This window comes from Streptomyces violascens (assembly GCF_014649955.1).
Taxonomy (GTDB): domain Bacteria; phylum Actinomycetota; class Actinomycetes; order Streptomycetales; family Streptomycetaceae; genus Streptomyces; species Streptomyces violascens.
The window spans coordinates 1-19,617 of the sequence record NZ_BMUA01000020.1; the positions used below are offsets into that span (position 1 = coordinate 1).

At 71.9% G+C, this 19,617-nt stretch carries 17 protein-coding genes; 5 read left to right on the forward strand and 12 right to left on the reverse strand.

Annotated features, from left to right (window positions below; translation table 11 throughout):
• Positions 1 to 350: 350 nt before the first annotated feature.
• A complete protein-coding gene (locus IE206_RS30050) occupies positions 351 to 1,634 on the reverse strand; it encodes an adenylosuccinate synthase (RefSeq protein ID WP_189967600.1) in 1,284 nt (427 codons plus the stop codon).
• 175 nt (positions 1,635 to 1,809) lie between these two features.
• On the opposite strand from IE206_RS30050, the gene IE206_RS30055 reads away from it, so the two are divergent.
• A complete protein-coding gene (locus IE206_RS30055) occupies positions 1,810 to 2,616 on the forward strand; it encodes a diacylglycerol kinase (RefSeq protein ID WP_226598529.1) in 807 nt (268 codons plus the stop codon).
• Between the two features lie 99 nt (positions 2,617 to 2,715).
• On the opposite strand, the gene IE206_RS30060 is transcribed toward IE206_RS30055, so the two are convergent.
• Positions 2,716 to 3,246 carry a GbsR/MarR family transcriptional regulator gene (locus tag IE206_RS30060; protein WP_189967604.1) on the reverse strand — a complete coding sequence of 177 codons (531 nt, stop codon included), beginning with the start codon at positions 3,244 to 3,246 and terminating at the stop codon, positions 2,716 to 2,718.
• Between the two features lie 101 nt (positions 3,247 to 3,347).
• On the opposite strand from IE206_RS30060, the gene IE206_RS30065 reads away from it, so the two are divergent.
• Both IE206_RS30065 and IE206_RS30070 read left to right on the forward strand, forming a co-directional pair.
• Positions 3,348 to 4,274, forward strand: coding sequence for an ABC transporter ATP-binding protein (locus IE206_RS30065; RefSeq protein ID WP_189967606.1), 927 nt, complete (start codon positions 3,348 to 3,350; stop codon positions 4,272 to 4,274).
• Entirely contained in the window at positions 4,271 to 5,875 is a 1,605-nt protein-coding gene (locus IE206_RS30070; RefSeq protein ID WP_189967608.1) for an ABC transporter permease, read from the forward strand. Before IE206_RS30065 ends, IE206_RS30070 begins: the two co-directional genes overlap by 4 nt.
• 11 nt (positions 5,876 to 5,886) lie before the next feature.
• Here the strand turns inward: IE206_RS30070 and IE206_RS30075 are convergent, their stop codons facing one another.
• The 4 genes from IE206_RS30075 to IE206_RS30090 form a co-directional block, all read right to left on the reverse strand.
• On the reverse strand, positions 5,887 to 7,116 hold the full coding sequence (locus IE206_RS30075) for a cytochrome P450 (RefSeq protein WP_189967610.1): 1,230 nt from the start codon (positions 7,114 to 7,116) through the stop codon (positions 5,887 to 5,889).
• A gap of 682 nt (positions 7,117 to 7,798) precedes the next feature.
• Complete coding sequence (locus IE206_RS30080) at positions 7,799 to 8,467, reverse strand: response regulator (RefSeq protein ID WP_189967612.1); 669 nt, start codon at positions 8,465 to 8,467, stop codon at positions 7,799 to 7,801.
• Entirely contained in the window at positions 8,464 to 9,789 is a 1,326-nt protein-coding gene (locus tag IE206_RS30085; RefSeq protein WP_189967811.1) for a sensor histidine kinase, read from the reverse strand. Before IE206_RS30085 ends, IE206_RS30080 begins: the two co-directional genes overlap by 4 nt.
• 209 nt (positions 9,790 to 9,998) lie before the next feature.
• Positions 9,999 to 10,493: an FBP domain-containing protein gene (locus IE206_RS30090; protein WP_189967614.1), complete on the reverse strand. Its 495-nt coding sequence runs from the start codon at positions 10,491 to 10,493 to the stop codon at positions 9,999 to 10,001.
• Between the two features lie 109 nt (positions 10,494 to 10,602).
• On the opposite strand from IE206_RS30090, the gene IE206_RS30095 reads away from it, so the two are divergent.
• Positions 10,603 to 11,172: a TetR/AcrR family transcriptional regulator gene (locus IE206_RS30095; RefSeq protein WP_189967615.1), complete on the forward strand. Its 570-nt coding sequence runs from the start codon at positions 10,603 to 10,605 to the stop codon at positions 11,170 to 11,172.
• Complete coding sequence (locus IE206_RS30100; protein WP_189967617.1) at positions 11,169 to 12,335, forward strand: GDSL-type esterase/lipase family protein; 1,167 nt, start codon at positions 11,169 to 11,171, stop codon at positions 12,333 to 12,335. The genes IE206_RS30095 and IE206_RS30100 overlap by 4 nt, the downstream gene beginning before the upstream one ends.
• A gap of 64 nt (positions 12,336 to 12,399) precedes the next feature.
• Here IE206_RS30100 and IE206_RS30105 read toward each other — a convergent pair whose 3' ends face one another.
• The 6 genes from IE206_RS30105 to IE206_RS30130 form a co-directional block, all read right to left on the reverse strand.
• Positions 12,400 to 13,272 carry an alpha/beta hydrolase family protein gene (locus tag IE206_RS30105; RefSeq protein ID WP_189967619.1) on the reverse strand — a complete coding sequence of 291 codons (873 nt, stop codon included), beginning with the start codon at positions 13,270 to 13,272 and terminating at the stop codon, positions 12,400 to 12,402.
• A gap of 107 nt (positions 13,273 to 13,379) precedes the next feature.
• Positions 13,380 to 14,570: a kynureninase gene (kynU, locus tag IE206_RS30110; protein ID WP_189967621.1), complete on the reverse strand. Its 1,191-nt coding sequence runs from the start codon at positions 14,568 to 14,570 to the stop codon at positions 13,380 to 13,382.
• The gene (locus tag IE206_RS30115; RefSeq protein WP_373301004.1) at positions 14,563 to 15,423 is read right to left on the reverse strand and encodes a tryptophan 2,3-dioxygenase family protein; all 861 of its coding nucleotides are present in this window, start codon (positions 15,421 to 15,423) and stop codon (positions 14,563 to 14,565) included. Before IE206_RS30115 ends, kynU begins: the two co-directional genes overlap by 8 nt.
• A 102-nt stretch (positions 15,424 to 15,525) precedes the next feature.
• The gene (locus IE206_RS30120) at positions 15,526 to 16,293 is read right to left on the reverse strand and encodes a DUF3152 domain-containing protein (protein WP_189967623.1); all 768 of its coding nucleotides are present in this window, start codon (positions 16,291 to 16,293) and stop codon (positions 15,526 to 15,528) included.
• Positions 16,294 to 16,542: 249 nt separating this feature from the next.
• Positions 16,543 to 16,956, reverse strand: coding sequence for a DUF3151 domain-containing protein (locus IE206_RS30125; protein WP_189967625.1), 414 nt, complete (start codon positions 16,954 to 16,956; stop codon positions 16,543 to 16,545).
• A 367-nt stretch (positions 16,957 to 17,323) separates the two neighbouring features.
• The gene (locus IE206_RS30130; protein WP_189967815.1) at positions 17,324 to 18,778 is read right to left on the reverse strand and encodes an MFS transporter; all 1,455 of its coding nucleotides are present in this window, start codon (positions 18,776 to 18,778) and stop codon (positions 17,324 to 17,326) included.
• Positions 18,779 to 19,617: the final 839 nt, after the last annotated feature.

Sequence of the window (19,617 nt, forward strand, 5' to 3'; positions counted from 1 at the left end):
ACCTGCTGGCGGCTACGGAATCAAGCATTCCCCGACTCCGTAGCTCCCATTAGGCTGCAATGCCCGGCGCGGGCCGGCATCGACGCCGCCAGGGGCGCGGGGAACTGCGCGAGCAACCACCCCACAGCCCGCGGCCGAAGGGCAGGCGCATGCGCGCAGCGCATGGCATTGAGGGGCGCGGGAAACTGCGCGACCAGCCATGCACGACCCGTGGACAAAGAGCCCGCTCGCGCGCGCAGCGCATGGCATTCAGGGGCGCGGGGCTGTGACATTGTGCGGCTCCGCCGCGTGGGCGCAAACGGCTGAGCGGGGCCCCGGGTGTGCCGGAACCCCGCTCATGCCAAGGCCGCTTACAGGAAGGAGTTGATCTCGATCGTCTCGGTGCGGCCGGGGCCGACCCCGATCGCGGAGATCGGGGCACCCGACATCTCCTCCAGCGCCTTCACGTACGCCTGCGCGTTCTTCGGCAGGTCCGCGAAGGTCTTCGCCTTCGTGATGTCCTCGGACCACCCCGGCAGGGTCTCGTAGATCGGCTTCGCGTGGTGGAAGTCGGTCTGGGAGTACGGGAGTTCCTCGACGCGCTTGCCGTCGATCTCGTACGCCACGCAGACGGGGATCTGCTCCCAGCCCGTCAGGACGTCGAGCTTCGTCAGGAAGAAGTCGGTGAGGCCGTTCACGCGGGTCGCGTAGCGGGCGATCGGCGCGTCGAACCAGCCGCAGCGGCGGTCGCGGCCGGTGGTCACACCGCGCTCGCCACCGATGCGGCGCAGCGCCTCGCCGTCCTCGTCGAAGAGCTCCGTCGGGAACGGGCCCGCGCCGACGCGGGTCGTGTACGCCTTCAGGATGCCGATGACGCGGCTGATCTTCGTCGGGCCCACGCCCGCACCCGTGCAGGCGCCGCCCGCGGTCGGGTTCGAGGAGGTGACGAAGGGGTACGTGCCGTGGTCGACGTCGAGCAGGGTGCCCTGGCCGCCCTCGAAGAGCACGACCTTGTCGTCGTCGAGCGCCTTGTTCAGGACGAGCGTGGTGTCCGTGACGTACGGCCTGATCTGCTCCGCGTACTGGAGCATCTCCTCGACGATCTTGCCGGCCTCGATCGCGCGGCGGTTGTAGATCTTGGCGAGCAGCTGGTTCTTGCCCTCCAGAGCCGCCTCGACCTTCTGCTCCAGGATCGACTCGTCGTAGAGGTCCTGGACGCGGATGCCGACGCGGTTGATCTTGTCCGCGTAGGTCGGGCCGATGCCGCGACCGGTGGTGCCGATCTTCCGCTTGCCGAGGAAGCGCTCGGAGACCTTGTCGAGCGTCACGTTGTACGGCGTGATCAGGTGGGCGTTGCCGCTGATCAGGAGCTTCGACGTGTCCACGCCGCGCTCGTTCAGTCCGCTCAGCTCGGAGAGCAGGACCGCCGGGTCGACGACGACACCGTTACCGATCACCGGGGTGCACCCCGGCGAGAGGATCCCGGAAGGGAGAAGATGCAGCGCGTACTTCTGGTCGCCTACGACAACCGTGTGGCCGGCATTGTTGCCGCCCTGGTAACGCACCACATAGTCAACGGATCCACCGAGGAGGTCGGTGGCCTTTCCCTTGCCCTCGTCACCCCACTGAGCACCGAGCAGCACAAGTGCGGGCACAGGCGTACACCCCTTCCGGGCGGGGCATGTCCAAGGTCAGGGGCATACGCGTTCCACATGTGGATGCGTACACCATGGGCCTGAACCGTAGAAAGCTGCCCCGGAATAGACGAAGCCCCTGGCGCAATAGCGCAAGGGGCTCTTGCACAAAGATGCTACCCGAGGAAGGACCGAGGTGTCGGCTGCGCACCAGCTCGTCGTGCTCATCGACCCGGTCGCCCGCCGTATTGACGGCGAGTCCGTACGGATCGCGAAGGATGTGCTGTGTGCGGGAGCACAGGCGAAAATCTGCTGGCCACAGGGGCCGGAAGAGTTTGCGCGGGCGCTGGCCCGGCGGGGCGGCCGGCGCACCGTGGTGGTCGGTGACGACCAGGCGCTGCTACGCACCGTGACGCTGCTGCACCGCGAGCGTGAGCTCGACCGGGGCGCGCTCGCCCTGGTTCCGGTGGGCGCGGCCGACTCCTTGGGGCTGGCCCGCTCGCTCGGCGTGCCGATGGGCGCGGTGGCGGCCGCGCGGGCCGCCCTCGACGGCACCGGGCACCGGCTCGATCTGCTCGCCGACGACAGTGATCAGGTGGTGCTGGGGGCCCTGAGGATCCCTGCGGTCGGTCCGCCTCCCGCGCCGGCCGCCCCGCCTTCGGTGTGGGGTGCTGCCCGGTCCTTTGTACGCAGCCTGGTGCGGGCGCCCGCACCGGTCGCCGCGGCGGTCGCGCACCGGCTGCGCGTCGAGGCCGACGGGGTGCTCCTGAGCGACCTGGACCGGCCGGTGGCGGGGGTGTCGATCGCCTCCGCCGACGGGCTCGCGCAGGTCGTCGTGCACGGCCGGACCGGCGAGCGGGCCCGGGCAGCCGCGCGGGCCGTCACCATCTCGGGCCCGGTGGGCGGCTTCCGCTACCGCGCGGACCAGGTCGTCGCGGGCCCGGTCCGCACCCGTACGTGGACCGCGCTCGCGGGGGCGTGGGAGCTGGTCCTGCCGGCCTGAGGCGGCCCGGGCGTTCGGCGGGGCGGACCGGCACCGTGAACCCGGTGGCCGACGGGCTCAGCGCGGCGGGATCGGCACCGCACCCGGTGGCCGGCGTGTTCAGCGCGGCGGGATCGGCGGGAGGTCCAGGGTCGTGCGGTGCTCGCGCCAGCGGTCCATCAACTGGGACAGCTCGCCGTGCAGGAACGCGAAGAACGCCGCCGTCTCCGCCATCCGCGCCCCGGCCGCCGTGTCCGGGCCGCCCGCGCTCGCGACGCCGTCCTTCATGACCTGCTCCCAGCGGGTCAGAATCCGGTCCCGGTTGGTGAAGGTCTCGTACCAGAGCTCGTTGTGCAGGACGTACCGGTCGCGCCGGGAGCCGGGCTCGCGCTCACGGCCGACCATGTTGACCTGGGCGAGGTAGCGGACCGCGCCCGAGACCGCCGCTGGGCTGATCCGGAGCGCCGAGGCCAGTTCCGCCGAGGTCATCGAGCCGGTCTCGGAGACGAGCAACGCCGCGAAGACGCGGGCCGCCATCCGCTGCATGCCCGCCTCGGCGAGCTCGGAGGCGAACCGCTCGACGAACCGGCCCACCGCGTCCTCGTCCCGGCCGTCCGGCACCTCTTGCTCCCTGTCCACGCTGCTGCTCATGAGCTCATCGTCTCCCCTCGCCACCCCGCCCCGGTTCCGCCGCCGACTTTATACGCTTCCTTAACTTCACAACTTCGTGAAAGTACTGTACGTTCAAAATCATGACGAAGGCAATCACGGTCGCCGGACTGCACAAGTCGTTCGGGCGCACCCACGCGCTCGACGGCCTCGACCTCGCCGTCGAGGCCGGTGAGGTGCACGGCTTCCTCGGCCCCAACGGCGCCGGGAAGTCCACCACCATCCGGGTCCTGCTCGGCCTGCTGCGCGCCGACTCCGGCGCCGCCCAGCTGCTCGGCCGCGACCCATGGGCCAACGCCGTCGAACTCCACCGGCACGTGGCGTACGTGCCGGGCGACGTGACGCTGTGGCGCAACCTCTCGGGTGGTGAAGTCATCGACCTGTACGGCAGGTTGAGGGGCGGCCGCCTCGACCGGTCCCGGCGCCACGACCTCATCGAGCGGTTCGAACTCGACCCCACGAAGAAGGGCCGCACCTACTCCAAGGGCAACCGCCAGAAGGTCGCCCTGGTGGCCGCGTTCGCGTCCGACGTGGACGTGCTCATCCTCGACGAGCCGACCTCCGGGCTCGACCCGCTGATGGAAGAGGTCTTCCAGAGCTGCGTGGAGGAAGAGCGCGACCGGGGCCGCACCGTGCTGCTCTCCTCGCACATCCTCAGCGAGGTGGAGAGCCTCTGCGACCGGGTCAGCATCATCCGGCGCGGCCGGACGGTGGAGACGGGCTCGCTCGCCGAGCTGCGCCACCTCACCCGTACGTCGGTCACCGCCGAACTCGCGGGCCCGCCCAACGGGTTGGCACAACTGCCGGGCGTGTACGACGTGGCCCTTCACGAGATCGAAGGCAGTCAGGGCCACCGGGTAAAACTCCAGGTCGACACCGACAAGCTGGACGCGGTGCTGCGCTCGCTGACCGAGTCGGGCGTACGGTCCCTGATCTCCACCCCGCCCACACTGGAGGAGCTGTTCCTGCGCCACTACACGGGGGCCGAGGAAGAGGCGGTGACGCGATGACCACCATGGCGGTACGGGGGCACGGTTCGGGTCAACTGGCGGGCACCGCCGCCCTGTTGAGGCTCGCACTGCGCCGGGACCGGGTCATGATCCCGGTGTGGTCGGTCGCGCTCGGCGCTCTCGTCGCGAGCGGCGCGGGCACCCTGGAGAAGGTGTACCGGACCGCCGCCGAGCGCGCGGACGTGGCGCACTCGATGAACGGCAACGGCTCGCTGCGGGCGCTGTACGGTCCGGTCTTCGACGACTCGATCGGCGGGCTTGCCGCGTGGCGGTTCGGCGGGTTCGGATACGTACTCGCGGCGGTGATGAGCCTGCTGATCGTCGTACGCCACACGCGGGAGGAAGAGGAGACCGGCCGCCAGGAGCTGCTGTCCTCGGCGATGGTGGGGCGGCGGGCGCCGCTGACATCGGCGCTGTCGGCGGCCTTCGTGGCCAATGCGCTGGTCGCCCTGATCATCACGTCGGGGCTCGCCAAGTCGACGGGAGACACGGCGGGTTCGGCGGCCCTCGGCCTCACGACCGGGGCGGTCGGGATGCTGTTCGCCGGCATGGCGGCGATCACGGCGCAGCTGACGGAGAGCGCCCGGCTCGCGAAGGGCCTCACGGGGGCGGTCCTCGGCGCCGCGTTCCTGCTGAAGGCGGCGGGCGACACCGCGACGCGGGACGCCTCCTCGGTGCTCGACTGGCTCTCCCCGCTGGGCTGGGCCGAGAACGTGCGGCCGTACGCGGGCGAGCGGTGGTGGGCGCTGCTGCTGATCGTGGCGGCGGCGCTCGCGCAGGGCGCGGCGGCGTACGTCCTGGCCGGGCGGCGCGACATCGGGATGAGCTTCGTGCCGCCCCGGCCGGGTCCTGCCGAGGGGCGCATCTCGACGGCATACGGGCTTGCCCGGCGGTTGCAGCGCGGCGGCCTGATCGGCTGGACGCTCGGATTCGCCCTGGCCGGGCTGCTGTTCGGCGGGATGACGGACGGGGCGGCCGATCTGGTCGGCGACAACGCGCAGACGAAGGAGATCATCCAGCGGATGGGCGGCCAGTCGGGGATCACCGACGCGTTCCTGGCGACGATGGCCGGGATGCTGGGGATGCTCGCGGCGCTGTACGCCACGTCCTCAGTACTGCGGCTGCACAGCGAGGAAACGGGTGCGCGGGCCGAACCGGTCCTGGCGGCTTCGGTCAGCCGGGTGCGGTGGGCGGCCGGGCATCTGGTGATGGCGTTCGGCGGGGCCGCACTGATCATGGTGGTCGGCGGGCTCGGCCTGGCGGCCGGGTACGGCAGGGAGCCCGGCCCGATCCTGGGCGCGGCCCTGGTCCAGCTCCCCGCGATCTGGGCGCTGGCGGGCCTGGCGGTGCTGCTGTTCGGAGCGTTCCCGAAGCTGGCACAGGCGGCGCTCGGCGCGGTGGGCCTGTGCCTGGCCCTGGGCTGGATCGGCCCGGCGCTGAACCTGCCCCAGGCCGTCCTGGACGTCTCCCCCTTCGGCCACCTGCCGAAGCTGCCCGGCCCGGAGATGGCGTGGACGCCGGTGGTGCTGTTGACGGTGGTGGCGGCGGTGCTGGTGGGGGCGGGGCTTGGGGCGCTGCGCCGAAGGGACATCGCCGGCTGAGCAGCGGTCGTTCAGCACTCCACTTGGAGGCGTGTGAGCCCCCGGATGACGAAGCCGGGGCCCCACTCCGGTTCGGCGGCCAGCCGCAGCCGGGGCGCCTTCTTGAGCAACTGCCCGAAGGATGCCTGGAGTTCGAGGCGGGCGAGGGGTGCGCCGAGGCAGTAATGAATTCCGGCACCGAAGGAGATGTGGGGGTTGTCGGCGCGGGTCAGGTCGAGAGTGTCGGGATCGGCGAACCGGGCGGGGTCGCGGTTGGCGGACCCGAAGAGAAGGGCGACCTCGCTGCCGCGCGGGAGCGTCCGCCCGGCGAACTCGATGTCTTCGAGCACCCAGCGCTCGAAGAGCTGGAGCGGGGTGTCGTAGCGCATCAACTCCTCGATGGCAGTGTGGAGTTGCGTGTCGGGCGCGGCTCGGAGCCCGGCTAGCTGGGAGGGGTTGCGCAGCAGGGCCCACCACCCATTGGCGGTGGTGTTGACGGTGGCCTCGTGGCCGGCGTTGAGGAGGAGCACGCAGGTGGAGATCATCTCTTGCTCGGTCAGGCGGGCCGCATCGCCGCCGCTGTCGCCGTCGTAGGCCGCGATGAGCGCGGAGACCAGATCCTCGCCGGGGCTGTGGCGGCGTTCTGCGATCAGCTCCCTCAGATAGGCGCTGAATTCAAGCGATGCCCGTACGGCATGGGCGGCCGTCTCTTCACCCGGTTTGAGCTCATACATGCCGCAGATCGCGGCGGACCAGGGACGCAGGAGGGGCCGGTCCGCCTCGGGGATGCCGAGCATTTCGGCGATGACCGCGACGGGGAGGGGCTCGGCCACCTGGGCGAGCAGGTCGCCGCCGCCGGCCGCGCAGAAGTCGTCGACGAGGCGTTCCGCGAGGCGGTGCACGGTGGGGGCGAGCCGCTCGACGGTACGGGGGGTGAAGGCCTGCGAGACGAGCCGGCGGATGCGGGTGTGGTCCGGGGGTTCGAGGTCGAGCATGCCGTGGTCGTTGAGGGTGTGGAACGGTTCGTGCGCGGGAGGTGGGGGTGTGCGGCCGAACTCCTCGTGGGTGAACCGGTGTTGATAACTCCGCCCGAGCCGGCGGTCCCTCAGGAGGGTGGATACGTCCGCGTGGTGCGGGACGAGCCACTGGTTGGTGGGGGCGTAGTGGTGCACCCGCCCGGCGGCTCGTAGCTCCGCGTAGGCGGGGTAGGGGTTGGCGACGAAGTCGGCTGCGCCTGGGCGGAAGAGGGTGGTGGGGTCCATGGGCTCGACAATGGGGTGCGGGTGGGCGGTGTTCAAGGGGGCGGGGTTGAGGGGTGCCGGTGTGTCAAGTGCGGGCTGCCTGCGGCTGGCCTGGCGGAGTGCGGTACGGGCTCCCCTGGGCTGCGCCCCGGACCCCGTGTGGCCGTTACCTGCGGACCGTGGGTGGCTGGTCGCGCAGTTCCCCGCGCCCCTAGCAGGGTGGGTGCCGCACTCTCCTGGGCTGCGGCCCCGGACCCACGACAGCCGTCAGCCTGCGGACCGTGCGTGGCTGGTCACGCAGTTCCCCGCGCCCCTAGCAGGGTGGGTGCCGCACTCTCCTGGGCTGCGGCCCCGGACCCACGACAGCCGTCAGCCTGCGGACCGTGGGTGGTTGCTCGCGCAGTTCCCCGCGCCCCTAGCAGGGTGGGTGCCGCACTCTCCTGGGCTGCGCCCCGGACCCACGACAGCCGTCAGCCTGCGGACCGTGGGTGGTTGCTCGCGCAGTTCCCCGCGCCCCTAGCGGTGTCGATGCTGGACCGCACCGGGCATTTCAGCCTGTCCGGCGATTGAGGACGAGCGCCCTTAAGGCGCGAACGGGGTCTGGGGCGGAGCCCCAGGAGTCCAGCTCAGCCCATCCACACCCCCGGAGGCCACGCGGCGGAGCCGCAGAGTGTCACAGCGGGAAGGGGCGGGGTGGGGGGGGCTAACCCGGGGTCACCAGGCGGGTTTCGTACGCGTACACCGCCGCCTGGGTGCGGTCGCGAAGGCCCAGCTTCACCAGGACCCGGCTCACGTGGGTCTTGATCGTCGACTCCGCCACCACCAACCGGTCCGCGATCTCCTGGTTCGAGAGGCCCTGGGCGATCAGGACCAGGACCTCCGTCTCGCGGTCCGTCAGCTCCTCCACCTGCCCGGCCGGCGCGGCCGCCCCCGCCCGCTGCACCGGCACCACCCGCGCGAACTCGTTGATCAGCCGCCGGGTCACCGAGGGGGCGAGCAGCGCCTCCCCGGACGCCACCACCCGTACGCCCTCGGCGAGTTGACGGGCGGAGGCGTCCTTCAGGAGGAAGCCCGACGCCCCCGCCCGCAGCGCCTGGTACACGTACTCGTCGAGGTCGAACGTGGTCAGGACGAGCACCTTCGAGGAGTCGTCCGACGCCACGATCTCGCGCGTCGCCTCGATGCCGTTCATGCCGGGCATGCGGATGTCCATCAGGACCACATCGGGACGCAGCGCCCGCACCTGGGCGACCGCCTCTCGGCCGTCGACCGCCTCGCCGACGACTTCGATGTCCGGCTGCGCGCCGAGCAGTACGGAGAAGCCCTCGCGCACCATCATCTGGTCGTCGACGATCAAGACCTTGATCGTCATGCCTGCTTGTCCATTCTGATCGTCTTCGCGGCCCCCGGGCCGGCCCCGGACTCCGGCTCCGGTTCCGGCTCGGCCGGCTCCACCGGGATGAAGACGGTCACCTCGTACCCGCCCTCCCCCGTCCGCTCCGCGGTCATCACGCCGCCGAGCATCGCCACCCGCTCCGCCATGCCCGTGAGCCCGTGCCCGGAACCCTGCGAGGGGCCCGCCTCTGAGGTCGCGGGGCCGTTCACGACGCGCAGGCCGAGCCCGCCCAGAACGTACCCGATCTCCACCCGCGCCCCCGCGCCCGGCGCATGCCGCAGGGTGTTGCTGAGGGCCTCCTGGATGATCCGGTACGCCGAGAGTTCGACGCCCTGCGGGAGCTCCCGTACCGCACCGGTGATCACCTTCTCCACCGGGAGCCCGGCCTCGCGGACGTTCTCGAGCAGGCCCTCCAGGTCGGCGAGGGTGGGCTGGGGGGCGTCCGGCGCCTCGTAGTCCTCCGCGCGTACGACGCCGAGCACCCGGCGCAGTTCGGTGAGGGCCGCCACCGCGTTCTCGCGGATCGTCGCGAAGGCCTGTGCGAGCTCGGGGGGCGGGTTCTCGACCCGGTACGGCGCGGCCTCGGCCTGGATGGCGACCACCGACATGTGGTGGGCCACCACATCGTGGAGCTCGCGCGCGATGTTGGTGCGCTCCTCCAGGACCGTCCGTTTGTCGCGCTCGACCGCCGTGACCGACTTCTCCGCGCTGACCTGCCGCTCGGCGTCCTTGCGGATGTGCACGACGGAGATGACGAGCAGGACCACGCCGTAGAAGAAGCCCATCTGCACGCTGCCGAGCGAGTCGGTGCGGCCGCGGACGGTGCCCACCACCACGCCGAGGGCCACGGTCACCGCCCACATCCAGACCGCGACGCGGGGCCGGGTGCGCAGCGCCACCACGGCCAGGACGCTGAGGTGCATGAAGACGGTGCCGGGCGTCCACGGGGTCATGCTGCCGTGGTCGCCCATCAGGCCGATGAGGAGCGTGGCCCCGCAGGACAGCCAGAACGCGCCGACGGGGCGTACCAGCGTCATCACCACCGGCACCGCCACGATCAGCCCGCTCAGCATCCCGGCCAGGCCCCTGCCGAGTCCGTTCAGGCTGGGCGTGTAGCCGAACAGCAGGGAGATGAAGGCGAGGAAGCAGACCACGGCGTGCGGGGTCCAGGCCGCGGCCTCGCGCATGCGGCCCGGGAGCCGGCGCGTGATCACGCCGTCGGTCCTCATGCGCGGGAGCGGCCGGTAGGCGAACGCGTCGTGGAACAGGTCCCTGCGCAGCCCTCCGTACGCGTCCATCGCCAGCCGGAACTCCGGAGTGCGCTCGGCGCCACCACCCGCTGTACCGCCACCGGCCGCTGTACTGCCGCTCCCCTGTCGGAGCCTGGTCGTCTCGTTCACACCCACCAAGGTAGGCGGCGGGCCCCGCCGGGGCGTCCGGCCCGATGGGGATCCTGCGGGGTCCGCCTCAGGGACTACACGCCGCCACGAGCCCGGGGTGGTTCGGGTCAGGCGGCCGTCACTTTGGCGACGAAGGAGGCGATGTTCGCCACGGTCCGGCCGATCTTCTCCTCCACGGTCAGCGTCTCGTGCAGCCGCGCCCCGACGCCCGCGTCCTTCTTGCCGCGTACGTAGAGCGAGCAGTCGAGGTCGCCGCAGATGTACGCGCCGACCGAGTTCCCCTGCTTGCCGGGCTTGCCCGCCTTCGGCGCGACCATCAGCGAGACACCGCCGGAGTGGGTGGTCAGGCAGAGCGAGCACATGCTGCGGCGCTGCTGCCCGACGGCGGCGCTGGAGCAGCGCAGGGCGACGCCGTGGGGCCGGCCGTCCAGCTCGACGACGAGGTAGCCCCGGTCGGGCGCCTGCGGGTCGCGCCAGCCGAGGTAGTCCAGGTCGTCCCAGGGCCGGTCGGCCAGGTCGCGCGGCACGGCCAGGCGCTTGGCCTCGCCCTTGGTGCAGTTCACGAAGGCGGCACGGATCTCTTGCTCGGTCAGCGGCTTCATAAATACCACGGTAGATTGCCTAAAACTTTTAGGCAATCTGATATCTGCCTAAGGCAGGCTTCGGGCCGACAGAGCGATCGAGGCGAGACGGACGAGAGGGAGGAAGGGCATGGCACGGGTAGGACTGACCACCGAGCGCCTGGTCCTGGCGGGCGCGGAGCTGGCCGACGAGGTCGGCTTCGAGCAGGTGACCGTCTCGGCGCTGGCCAGACAGTTCGACGTCAAGGTCGCGAGCCTGTACTCGCACGTGAAGAACTCCCAGGACCTCAAGACCAGGATCGCCCTGCTCGGCCTTGCGGAACTCGCGGACCTGGTCGCCGACGCCGTGGCCGGCCGGTCCGGCAAGGACGCCCTGGCCGCGCTCGGCAACGCCTACCGCGACTACGCCCGCGAGCACCCCGGCCGCTATGCCGCGACCCAGCTGCGGCTCGACGCGGAGGCGGCGGCCGCGAGCGCGGGCCGCAGGCACTCGCAGATGACGCGGGCGATCCTGCGCGGCTACGACCTGCCGGAGCCGGACCAGACGCACGCCGTGCGGCTGCTCGGCAGCGTCTTCCACGGCTACATCAGCCTGGAGATGGGCGGCGGGTTCAGCCACAGCGCGCCCGACACCCAGGAGACCTGGGAGCGCACACTGGACGCCCTCGACGCCCTACTACGGAAGTGGCCGGCCTCATGACGCCTCTGAAGACGACCCCCATAACCGCTCAACTCCTGCGCGGCGCCATCGAGTTGGAGCACACCGAGCACGGCGTGCTGCCGCACAGGCTGCCCGCCCAGGCCCGCGCCCGGGGCGTCGACGCGCAGCTCGCCATGTCCGAGACCCAGCCCTCCGGCGTACGCCTCGCCTTCCGCACCCGGGCCACGACCGTCGAGCTGGACACGCTGCCGACCAAGCGCGTGTACGTGGGCGCCCCGCCTCGCCCGGACGGCGTGTACGACCTGCTGGTCGACGGCCGCCCGGCAGGTCAGGGCAGCGTGGCGGGCGGCAACACCGTGACCATCGACATGAGTACGGGCTCCGTCACGACCGAGCCCGGCAAGGTCGGCACCCTCCACTTCACCGACTTGCCCGACGTCACCAAAGATGTGGAGATCTGGCTACCGCACAACGAAACGACGGAGCTGATCGCCCTGCGCACCGACGCACCCGTCGAACCGGTGCCGGATTCGGGCCGCAAGGTGTGGCTGCACCACGGCAGTTCGATCAGCCACGGCTCGGACGCGGCGAGCCCGTCGACGACCTGGCCCGCACTGGCCGCCTCGATCGGCGGCGCAGAACTCATCAACCTGGGCTTCGGCGGCAACGCCCTGCTCGACCCGTTCACGGCCCGGACCATGCGGGACACGGCCGCGGATCTGATCAGCGTCAAGATCGGCATCAACCTGGTCAACCACGATGTGATGCGGCTGCGTGCGTTCGTCCCGGCGGTGCACGGCTTCCTGGACACGATCCGGGACGGCCACCCCACCACCCCGCTCCTGGTGATCTCCCCCATCCTGTGCCCCATCCACGAGACCACCCCGGGCCCGTGCACCACGGACCTCACGGAACTGGCCTCCGGCCGCCTGAGGTTCCGTGCAACGGGCGACGCGACGGACCCGACCCGCCTGACGCTGACCACCATCCGGGAGAAGCTGGCGGAGATAGTGGCGATCCGCGCGGCGGACGACCCCCACGTCCATTACCTGGACGGCCGTTCCTTGTACGGGGAGGAGGACACAGCGGAGCTGCCACTGCCGGATGCGCTGCATCCGGATGCGAAGACGCATCGCAGGATGGGGGAGCGGTTCGCCGAGCTCGCCTTTGGGGGCGGGGTGTTCGGCGGTACGGCTGCCTGAGCGCCGAAGCCAGGGGGTTCGGGGCGCGGCCCGGGAGCGCCTGCACCACATGCTGCGGACGCGCTCAGTACGCCAGCTGAGCAATCTCCTCCGCCACCACCGCACACGCGTCAGCCGCAGGGTCGATCAGCGGAAAGTGGCCCACACCCTCCAGCAGGGTGAGCCCCACCATCTCCCCCGCCCGGGCCGCCGCATCGACATACGCCTCCGCCACGGCCTGCGGCACGACGATGTCCTCCCGGCCCTGCACGACGGCCGTGGCGATCCCGGTGGGCAGCAGGGCGGCGGGGTCGGCGTGCGGGCCACGTGAGTCCAACTCCCCTTCCCCGCCGAGCAGCTGGAGGACAGCCCCTGAGCAGACCCCCAGCTCCACAGCCGTGGCGAAGTGGGCGATGGGGGCGAGCGCCACAACCCCGCGCAGCGCCGCGGGGCCGGGGGTGCGCCACGGGGAGCCGGCCGGCAGTACGTGCCGGGCCGCGGCCCACAGGGCGAGGTGGCCGCCGGCCGAGTGTCCGGCCAGTACGGTGCGGCCGGGGTCGGCCTGCGGGACGGCATCGCGTACGAGGGAGGGCAGCGCGTCCAGGGCCGCCGCCGCGTCGTCGAAGGTGTCGGGCCAGCGCCCGGCCACCGGACCGGCGCCACCCTGCTGCGGCAGCAGACTCCCCCGCCGGTACTCGACGTTGGCCACGGCGAATCCGCGCCGGGCCAGGAAGTCCGCGAACGGGGTGACGTGCATGCGGTCGTACGGGGCCCGCCAGGCGCCGCCGTGCAGCAGCACGACGAGGGGGGCGCCGGTGTGGCCGCCGCCCCGGGGGGCATAGAAGTCGATCACCTGGTCGGGGTGGGGGCCGTACGCGGCGGTGGTGTCGGGCGCGACGGGTGGATGGGAGAAGGCGGAGGCCTCTTCGGCCGCGTCGCGCTCTGCGGGATCCGTCATTCCCCAACCTTTCGCCAGGCCAAGCCGGTTGATCACCCGGGCGCCCCGGACGCTATCAGGGCGTCCGGGGCACCTACACGGGGGCGGTTGCGCGGGTGCGGCGGAGCTCAGCCCACCAGCGCCGCGAGTTCCGTCGCCGCCCGCTCCGCATCGGCGAAGCCCACGTACAGCGGTGTGAAGCCGAAGCGCAGGACGTCGGGCCGGCGGAAGTCGCCCACCACACCCCGCGCGGTGAGGGCACGCATCACCTCGCCCGCCTCCGCGCAGCTCAAGGACACCTGACTGCCCCGTTCCGCATGCGCGACCGGCGTCACCGACGACACCCGCCCCGCCGGAACGTACGCCTCGACGCATTCGAGGAAGAAGTCCGTCAGGGCCAGGGACTTCGCTCGCACCGCCTCGATCGCGACCCCGTCCCACACATCGAGCGCCGACTCCAGGGCCAGCATGGACAGGATGTCCGGCGTGCCGACCCGGCCCCGGACCGCGCCCTCGCCCGGCACGTACGCCGGCCGCATCCCGAAGGGGTCCTCGTGGGAGTTCCAGCCGGGCAGCGGGGTGTCGAAGCGGGGCTGGTGGTCGCCGCGTACGTACAGGTACGCCGGTGAACCCGGTCCGCCGTTCAGGTACTTGTAGGTGCAGCCCACCGCGAAGTCGACGCCGTGCGCACCGAGGCCGACCGGCAGCGCGCCCGCGCTGTGGCACAGGTCCCAGACGGCCAGGGCTCCGGCCGACCGGATCGCCGCCGTCATGCCGGGCAGGTCGTTGAGGCGCCCCGTGCGGTAGTCCACGTGGTTGACCAGGACCGCCGCCGTACGCGGGCCGAGCGCGGACACCATCTCGTCCGGCGCCAGGGCCCGGATCCGACGGCCCGTCATGCGGGCTGCCGACTCCGCCACGTACCCGTCCGTGGGGAACGTCGTGGCGTCGACCAGGATTTCGTCCCGGTCGTCACCGGCCAGCCGGACCGCGGCCACCAGCGCCTTGAAGACGTTCACGCTCGTCGAGTCGCCGACCACGACCGTGCCCGGCGCCGCGCCGACGAGCGGGGCGATCCGGTCGCCGATGCGTTCCGGCGCGGTCCACCAGCCGCTCTCCTCCCAGGACCGGATGCGCAGCTGCCCCCACTCGCGGGCGATGACGTCCTGCATACGGGCGGGAACGTGCCGGGGCAGCGCGCCCAGCGAGTTCCCGTCGAGGTAGACCACGCCGTCGTCGAGGGCGAACAGCTCGCGGTGCCGGGCAAGTTCGTCTGCGGCGTCCAGTGCCGCGGCCTTCTTGGCCAGTGCCTCAGACATGGCTGCGTGCCGTCCACAGCTCGGGGAACACGTTCTTGGTGGCCCGCTTCTCCAGCCAGGCCACCCCGGCCGAACCACCGGTGCCGGACTTGGCACCCATGGCCCGCCGGGTCGCCACGAGATGGTCGTTGCGCCATCGCCACACGAGCTCGCCGACATCGGTCAACGCCTCACCCAGGCGCACCAGTTCACCGTTCTGGTCGCCCGCGTACAGCTCGGCCCAGACCGCCTCGACCTCGGCGGACGGCTCGTACTTGCGGGTCAGGTCGCGTTGGAGGACCGAGTACGGAACGGCGTACCCGCGCCGCGCGAGCAGCGCGAGCACCTCGTCGTACAGGCTCGGCTCGCCGAGCGCCTTCTCCAGCTCGGCGTGCACGCGGGGCGCGCCCCGATGCGGCACCAGCATCGACGCCGACTTGTCGCCGAGCAGGAACTCCATCCGCCGGTACATCGCCGACTGGAATCCGGAGCCCTCGCCGAGCGCGGACCGGTAGGAGTTGAACTGCGCCGGGGTCAGCTGCGCCAGCGGCGTCCACGAGGCGTTGAGCGCCTCCAGCTCCCGTACCGAACGCTTCAGGGCGTCGATCGCGACCGGCACCCGGTCCGCGCGCAGCGCCCGCGAGGCGGTCTCCCACTCGTGCACGATGACCGTGAACCACAGCTCCATGACCTGGGTGGTGACCAGGAAGACCATCTCGCCGGGGTCGTCCGAGCGCAGGTGCTGGAGGTGGGTGAGCACGTCCGCCTGGACGTAGTCCTCGTACGGTGTCGTGCCCTCGAAGTCCAGATTCGGGGTCTCCGGCTCGTCGCCCTGTTCGGGCGGCGTGACCGGTTCGGACATCTGTGATGACATCGCTGTCTCCTCGATGTGTCCGGGTAGCGGTCCGCCCCTTCCTTGGTCGGCATCGGAGCCCCGGTCCCCACCGGCATCATAAGCACGCTTGTGCGCACTTCGTCAGGGCACCGAGGGCCCCGTGACGAACGTCCCGTCGGCGGTGTACGGCCAGGCGTTGGACTTGCATCCGTTCAGGCCCTTGATCTGCTGCATCATCACCGGGGCGAGCTTTCCGGGACCCGGGCAGGCCATGTGCTGGTGGTAGCCGATCATGTGGCCTATCTCGTGGTTGATGATCAGGTGCCGGTACTCGGCGGCGGGCCCGTCGTACTGCGGCGAACCGGTCACCCAGCGCTTGAGGTTGACGATGACACCACCGGTGACCTCGCAGTTCAGCTCGCCGCCTGTGTCACCGTTGGCAGCACACAGCTTGTCGGTGGTCTTGGGCGTGGCGATCTTTATGACGACGTCACCACCGCTGGACACCAGCTGGAAGCGGCCCTTGCCGTGGGCGGCCCAGCTGCGCGGATCGGCGAGGATCGTCTGGACGTCGAGGGCTGCCTGCTTGGCCGACACATCCACTCCGTCCTCGACCTGCACCTCGTAGCGGCGCAGCGGGCCACCGGTGCCGACGACCTTGCCGGAGGCCTGGGCGGTGGTGAAGGTGCCGGGCCCGGAGGCCGGTACGTCCACCTTGGTACTGCTGCTGCCCGACGGGGACGGCTTGGCGGGCGGCGCCTCGATGGGCAGCGGAGGCCGCTCGTCCATGGGGCTGGCCGAGACGTTGCCGGGCTCGACGACCGGCTTGTGCGCCCCGCCGGGCCACTGGGCGAGAGCGACCCCGCCGACGAGTGTGCCACCGAGCAGACACCCGGTGAGGAGCAGCATGCGGGAACGGAAACGCCGCCGTCCCCTGCGATCTGCGTGGTGCTGTGCGCTGTGGGCGCCGCGCTGGCCCAAGACGGAGTACTCCCCTGCTCCCGGCTGGGTTGGGGGGAGAGGAGTGGGGCCTCTGCGCCAGCCTGTCCATGCGGCCTGGCGCGCGTGCGATGGTGCCGTCCGCAGCGCCCGAACCGTCCGTGTCAGCCATACAGATGGCACGGACGGCCCGGGCGTTCCCGATCGGCCCGGAGTGGATCAGCCCAGGGTGTCGGCGGCGAGCGGCGAGGAGTCCCGCAGGAAGCCGGTGCAGCGCTCGTACTCGGCGTCCTCACCGATGGCCTGGGCGGCGCGGGCGAGGGCGTGCAGGGCCCGCAGGAACCCGCGGTTGGGCTCGTGCTCCCACGGCACCGGGCCGTGCCCCTTCCACCCGGCACGACGCAGCGAGTCCAGGCCGCGGTGGTATCCGGTACGGGCGTAGGCGTACGACTCCACGATGCGGCCACCGTCGAACGCGTCGTCGGCGAGCTGCGCCCAGGCGAGGGAGGAGGTGGGGTACTTGGCGGCGACGTCGGCGGGTGCGGTGCCGCCGGCGAGCAGCTCGCGGGGCTCCGGGTCGTCGGGGAGGTGCGTCGGGGCGGGGCCCCCGAGGAGGTTCTCGTGAATGGACATGCGGCCAGTTTCCCCCACCCCGCCCCTTCCCGAGACCCGCCGGGGGTAGGAGGTGTGCAGGCCGTCTCCCTGGGGCTCCGCCCCAGACCCTGTTCGCGCCTGAAGGGCGCTCGTCCTCAAACTCCCCCAAGGCCTCAAGGGCCAGGGAGGACCCCCATGACAGGCTGAAATGCCAGTACCGCATGCTGCCAGGGGCGCGGGGCTGTGACATGTGCGGCTCCGCCGCGTGGGCGCGACCGGGAGTGCCGGGTGCCCACCAGGGGCGCGGGGAACTGCGCGACCGGCCACCCACGGTCCGCAGCCGACCTCGGGGTTGGGGGCGGAGCCCCCAGAGGGGCCAGGGGGCCGGGGCGGAGCCCCAGGGGGTTCAAAGGGGCGACTCGCCCCGGTCGGGTTCGATGGCCGGGCCGGACACCCCGCACTGCATGCGGCATTCCGGCACGACCGCCGCCGCCGGCCGCCGTACGGTCAAGAAGGCAACCAGGGCGGCCAGCGCCAGCGCCCCCGCACACATCGGCATGGCCCGCCGGAACGTCGCCCCGAACTCCGCCGCCGAGCGGTACGCCTCCGGCCCCATCCCCGCGGCCAGCGGCAACGCCGCCACCGCGATCAGGCCCGCCGCCCGCGCGGCCGCGTTGTTGATGCCGCTGGCAAGCCCCGCCCGCCCCTCGTCGACCGACGCGAGCACCGTCGCGGTGAGCGGCGCCACCAGGGTGACCATGCCGAGGCCGAGCACGACAAGCGCGGGCAGGACGTCACGCACGTACGACGCGTGCTCACCCACCCGCAGCATCAGCAGCATCCCCGCCGCGCACAGCAGCGGCCCGACGGTCAGCGGGATGCGCGGCCCGATTCGCTGCCCCAGCTCGCCCGAACGCGCCGAGAGCAGCAGCATCAGCACCGTCGTCGGCAGCAGCGCGGCGCCCGCGCCGAGCGCCGAGTACCCCGCGACGACCTGGAGCTGGAGGGCAGCGAGGAAGAAGAATCCGCCGAAGGCGGCGTACACGCACACCGTCACCAGGTTCACGGCCGTAAAAACCCGCGAGCGGAAGATGTCCGGCGGCAGCATGGGGTCGGGCAGGTGCCGCTCACGCCGTACGAAGGCCGCCCCCAGGCCGAGCCCGGCCACCGCCGCCCCGACGACCAGCCGTGACGAACCCTGCCCGGGCGCCTCGATCAGCGCGTACGTCACGAGGGCGAGGGTCAGCGCGCCGAGCGCCGCGCCCATGACGTCGAAGCGGCCGGTGTGGGCGCGCAGGTCCCGCGATTCCGGCACGTGGCGCAGGGCGACGGGTACGCAGACTGCGGCCAGCGGCAGGTTGATGAGGAACACCCAGCGCCAGCCCGGGCCGTCCACCAGCCAGCCCCCGAGGAACGGGCCCACGGCCGCCCCGACCCCACCGAGCCCCGACCACACGCCGACCGCGCGGGCCCGGTCGTCCGGGTGGAAGCCCGCCTGGATGATCGCGAGGGAGCCCGGGGTGAGCAGGGCGCCGCCGATGCCCTGGAGGGCGCGGGCGGCGATGAGCACCCCGGCGTTCGGGGCGAGCCCGCACAGCAGCGATCCGGCGGCGAACCACACCACCCCGATCACGAACACCTTCCGCCGGCCGTATCGGTCGCCCAGGGCGCCGCCGAGCAGGATGAGTCCGGCCAGGGTGAGCATGTACGCGTTGACGGTCCACTGGAGCACGGCCATGTCGGTGTCGAGGTCGGTGCCGATGTGGGGCAGGGCGACGTTGACGACGGTCGAGTCCAGGAGGGCCATGCCCGAGCCCAGGACGGTGGTGAGCAGCACCCAGCGGCCGGGGCCGGTGCCCATGCGTACGTTGTCCGCCACAGCCGATCTGTCCCCCACCCCACCCCTCCCCGAAACCCGCCGGGGGTGGGTGGGGGCTCCTGCTCCGCCCGGGGGTGCGTGGGGGTTCGGCTCCCGCCGGAGGTGGGTGAGGCTTCGGCTCCCGCCGGGGGTGCGTGGGGGTTCGGCTCCCGCCGGGGGTGGGTGAGGCTTCGGCTCCCGCCGGGGGTGCGTGGGGGTTCGGCTCCGCCCGGGGATGAGTGGGGCTCCGGCTCCGCCCGGGGATGAGTGGGGCTCCGGCTCCCGCCGGAGGTACGTGGAGCTTCAGCTCCCGCCGGAGGTACGTGGAGCTTCAGCTCCCGCCGGAGATGCGTGGAGCTTCAGCTCCCGCCGGAGATGCGTGGAGCTTCAGCTCCCGCCGGAGATGCGTGGAGCTTCAGCTCCCGCCGGAGATGCGTGGAGCTTCAGCTCCCGCCGGAGGTGGGTGGTGGTTTGCCTGCGGGCCGTCGTGGCTGGCCGTGCCCCCAAGTTCTCGGCTTCGCTCGAACAGGGGGGACCCCCATCGCGGCGGAGCCGCACATGTCACAACCCGCGCCCCTAGCAGCGTCCATGCTGGCCCGCACCGAGCATTTCAGCCTGTCCGGCGCTTGAGGACGAGCGCCCTTAAGGCGCGAACGGGGTCTGGGGCGGAGCCCCAGGAAACCCAGCTTCACCCCTTTCACAACCCCCGGCGGGTCTAGGGAAGGGGCGGGGAGGGGCATCCCGGGGTCTGGGGCGGAGCCCCAGCGCACCCTGGTGGGGAAAGGCATCGGGCCCGGCCACCCCCGAAGGGGAAGCCGGGCCCGATGTTCAGCGGCGCTGAA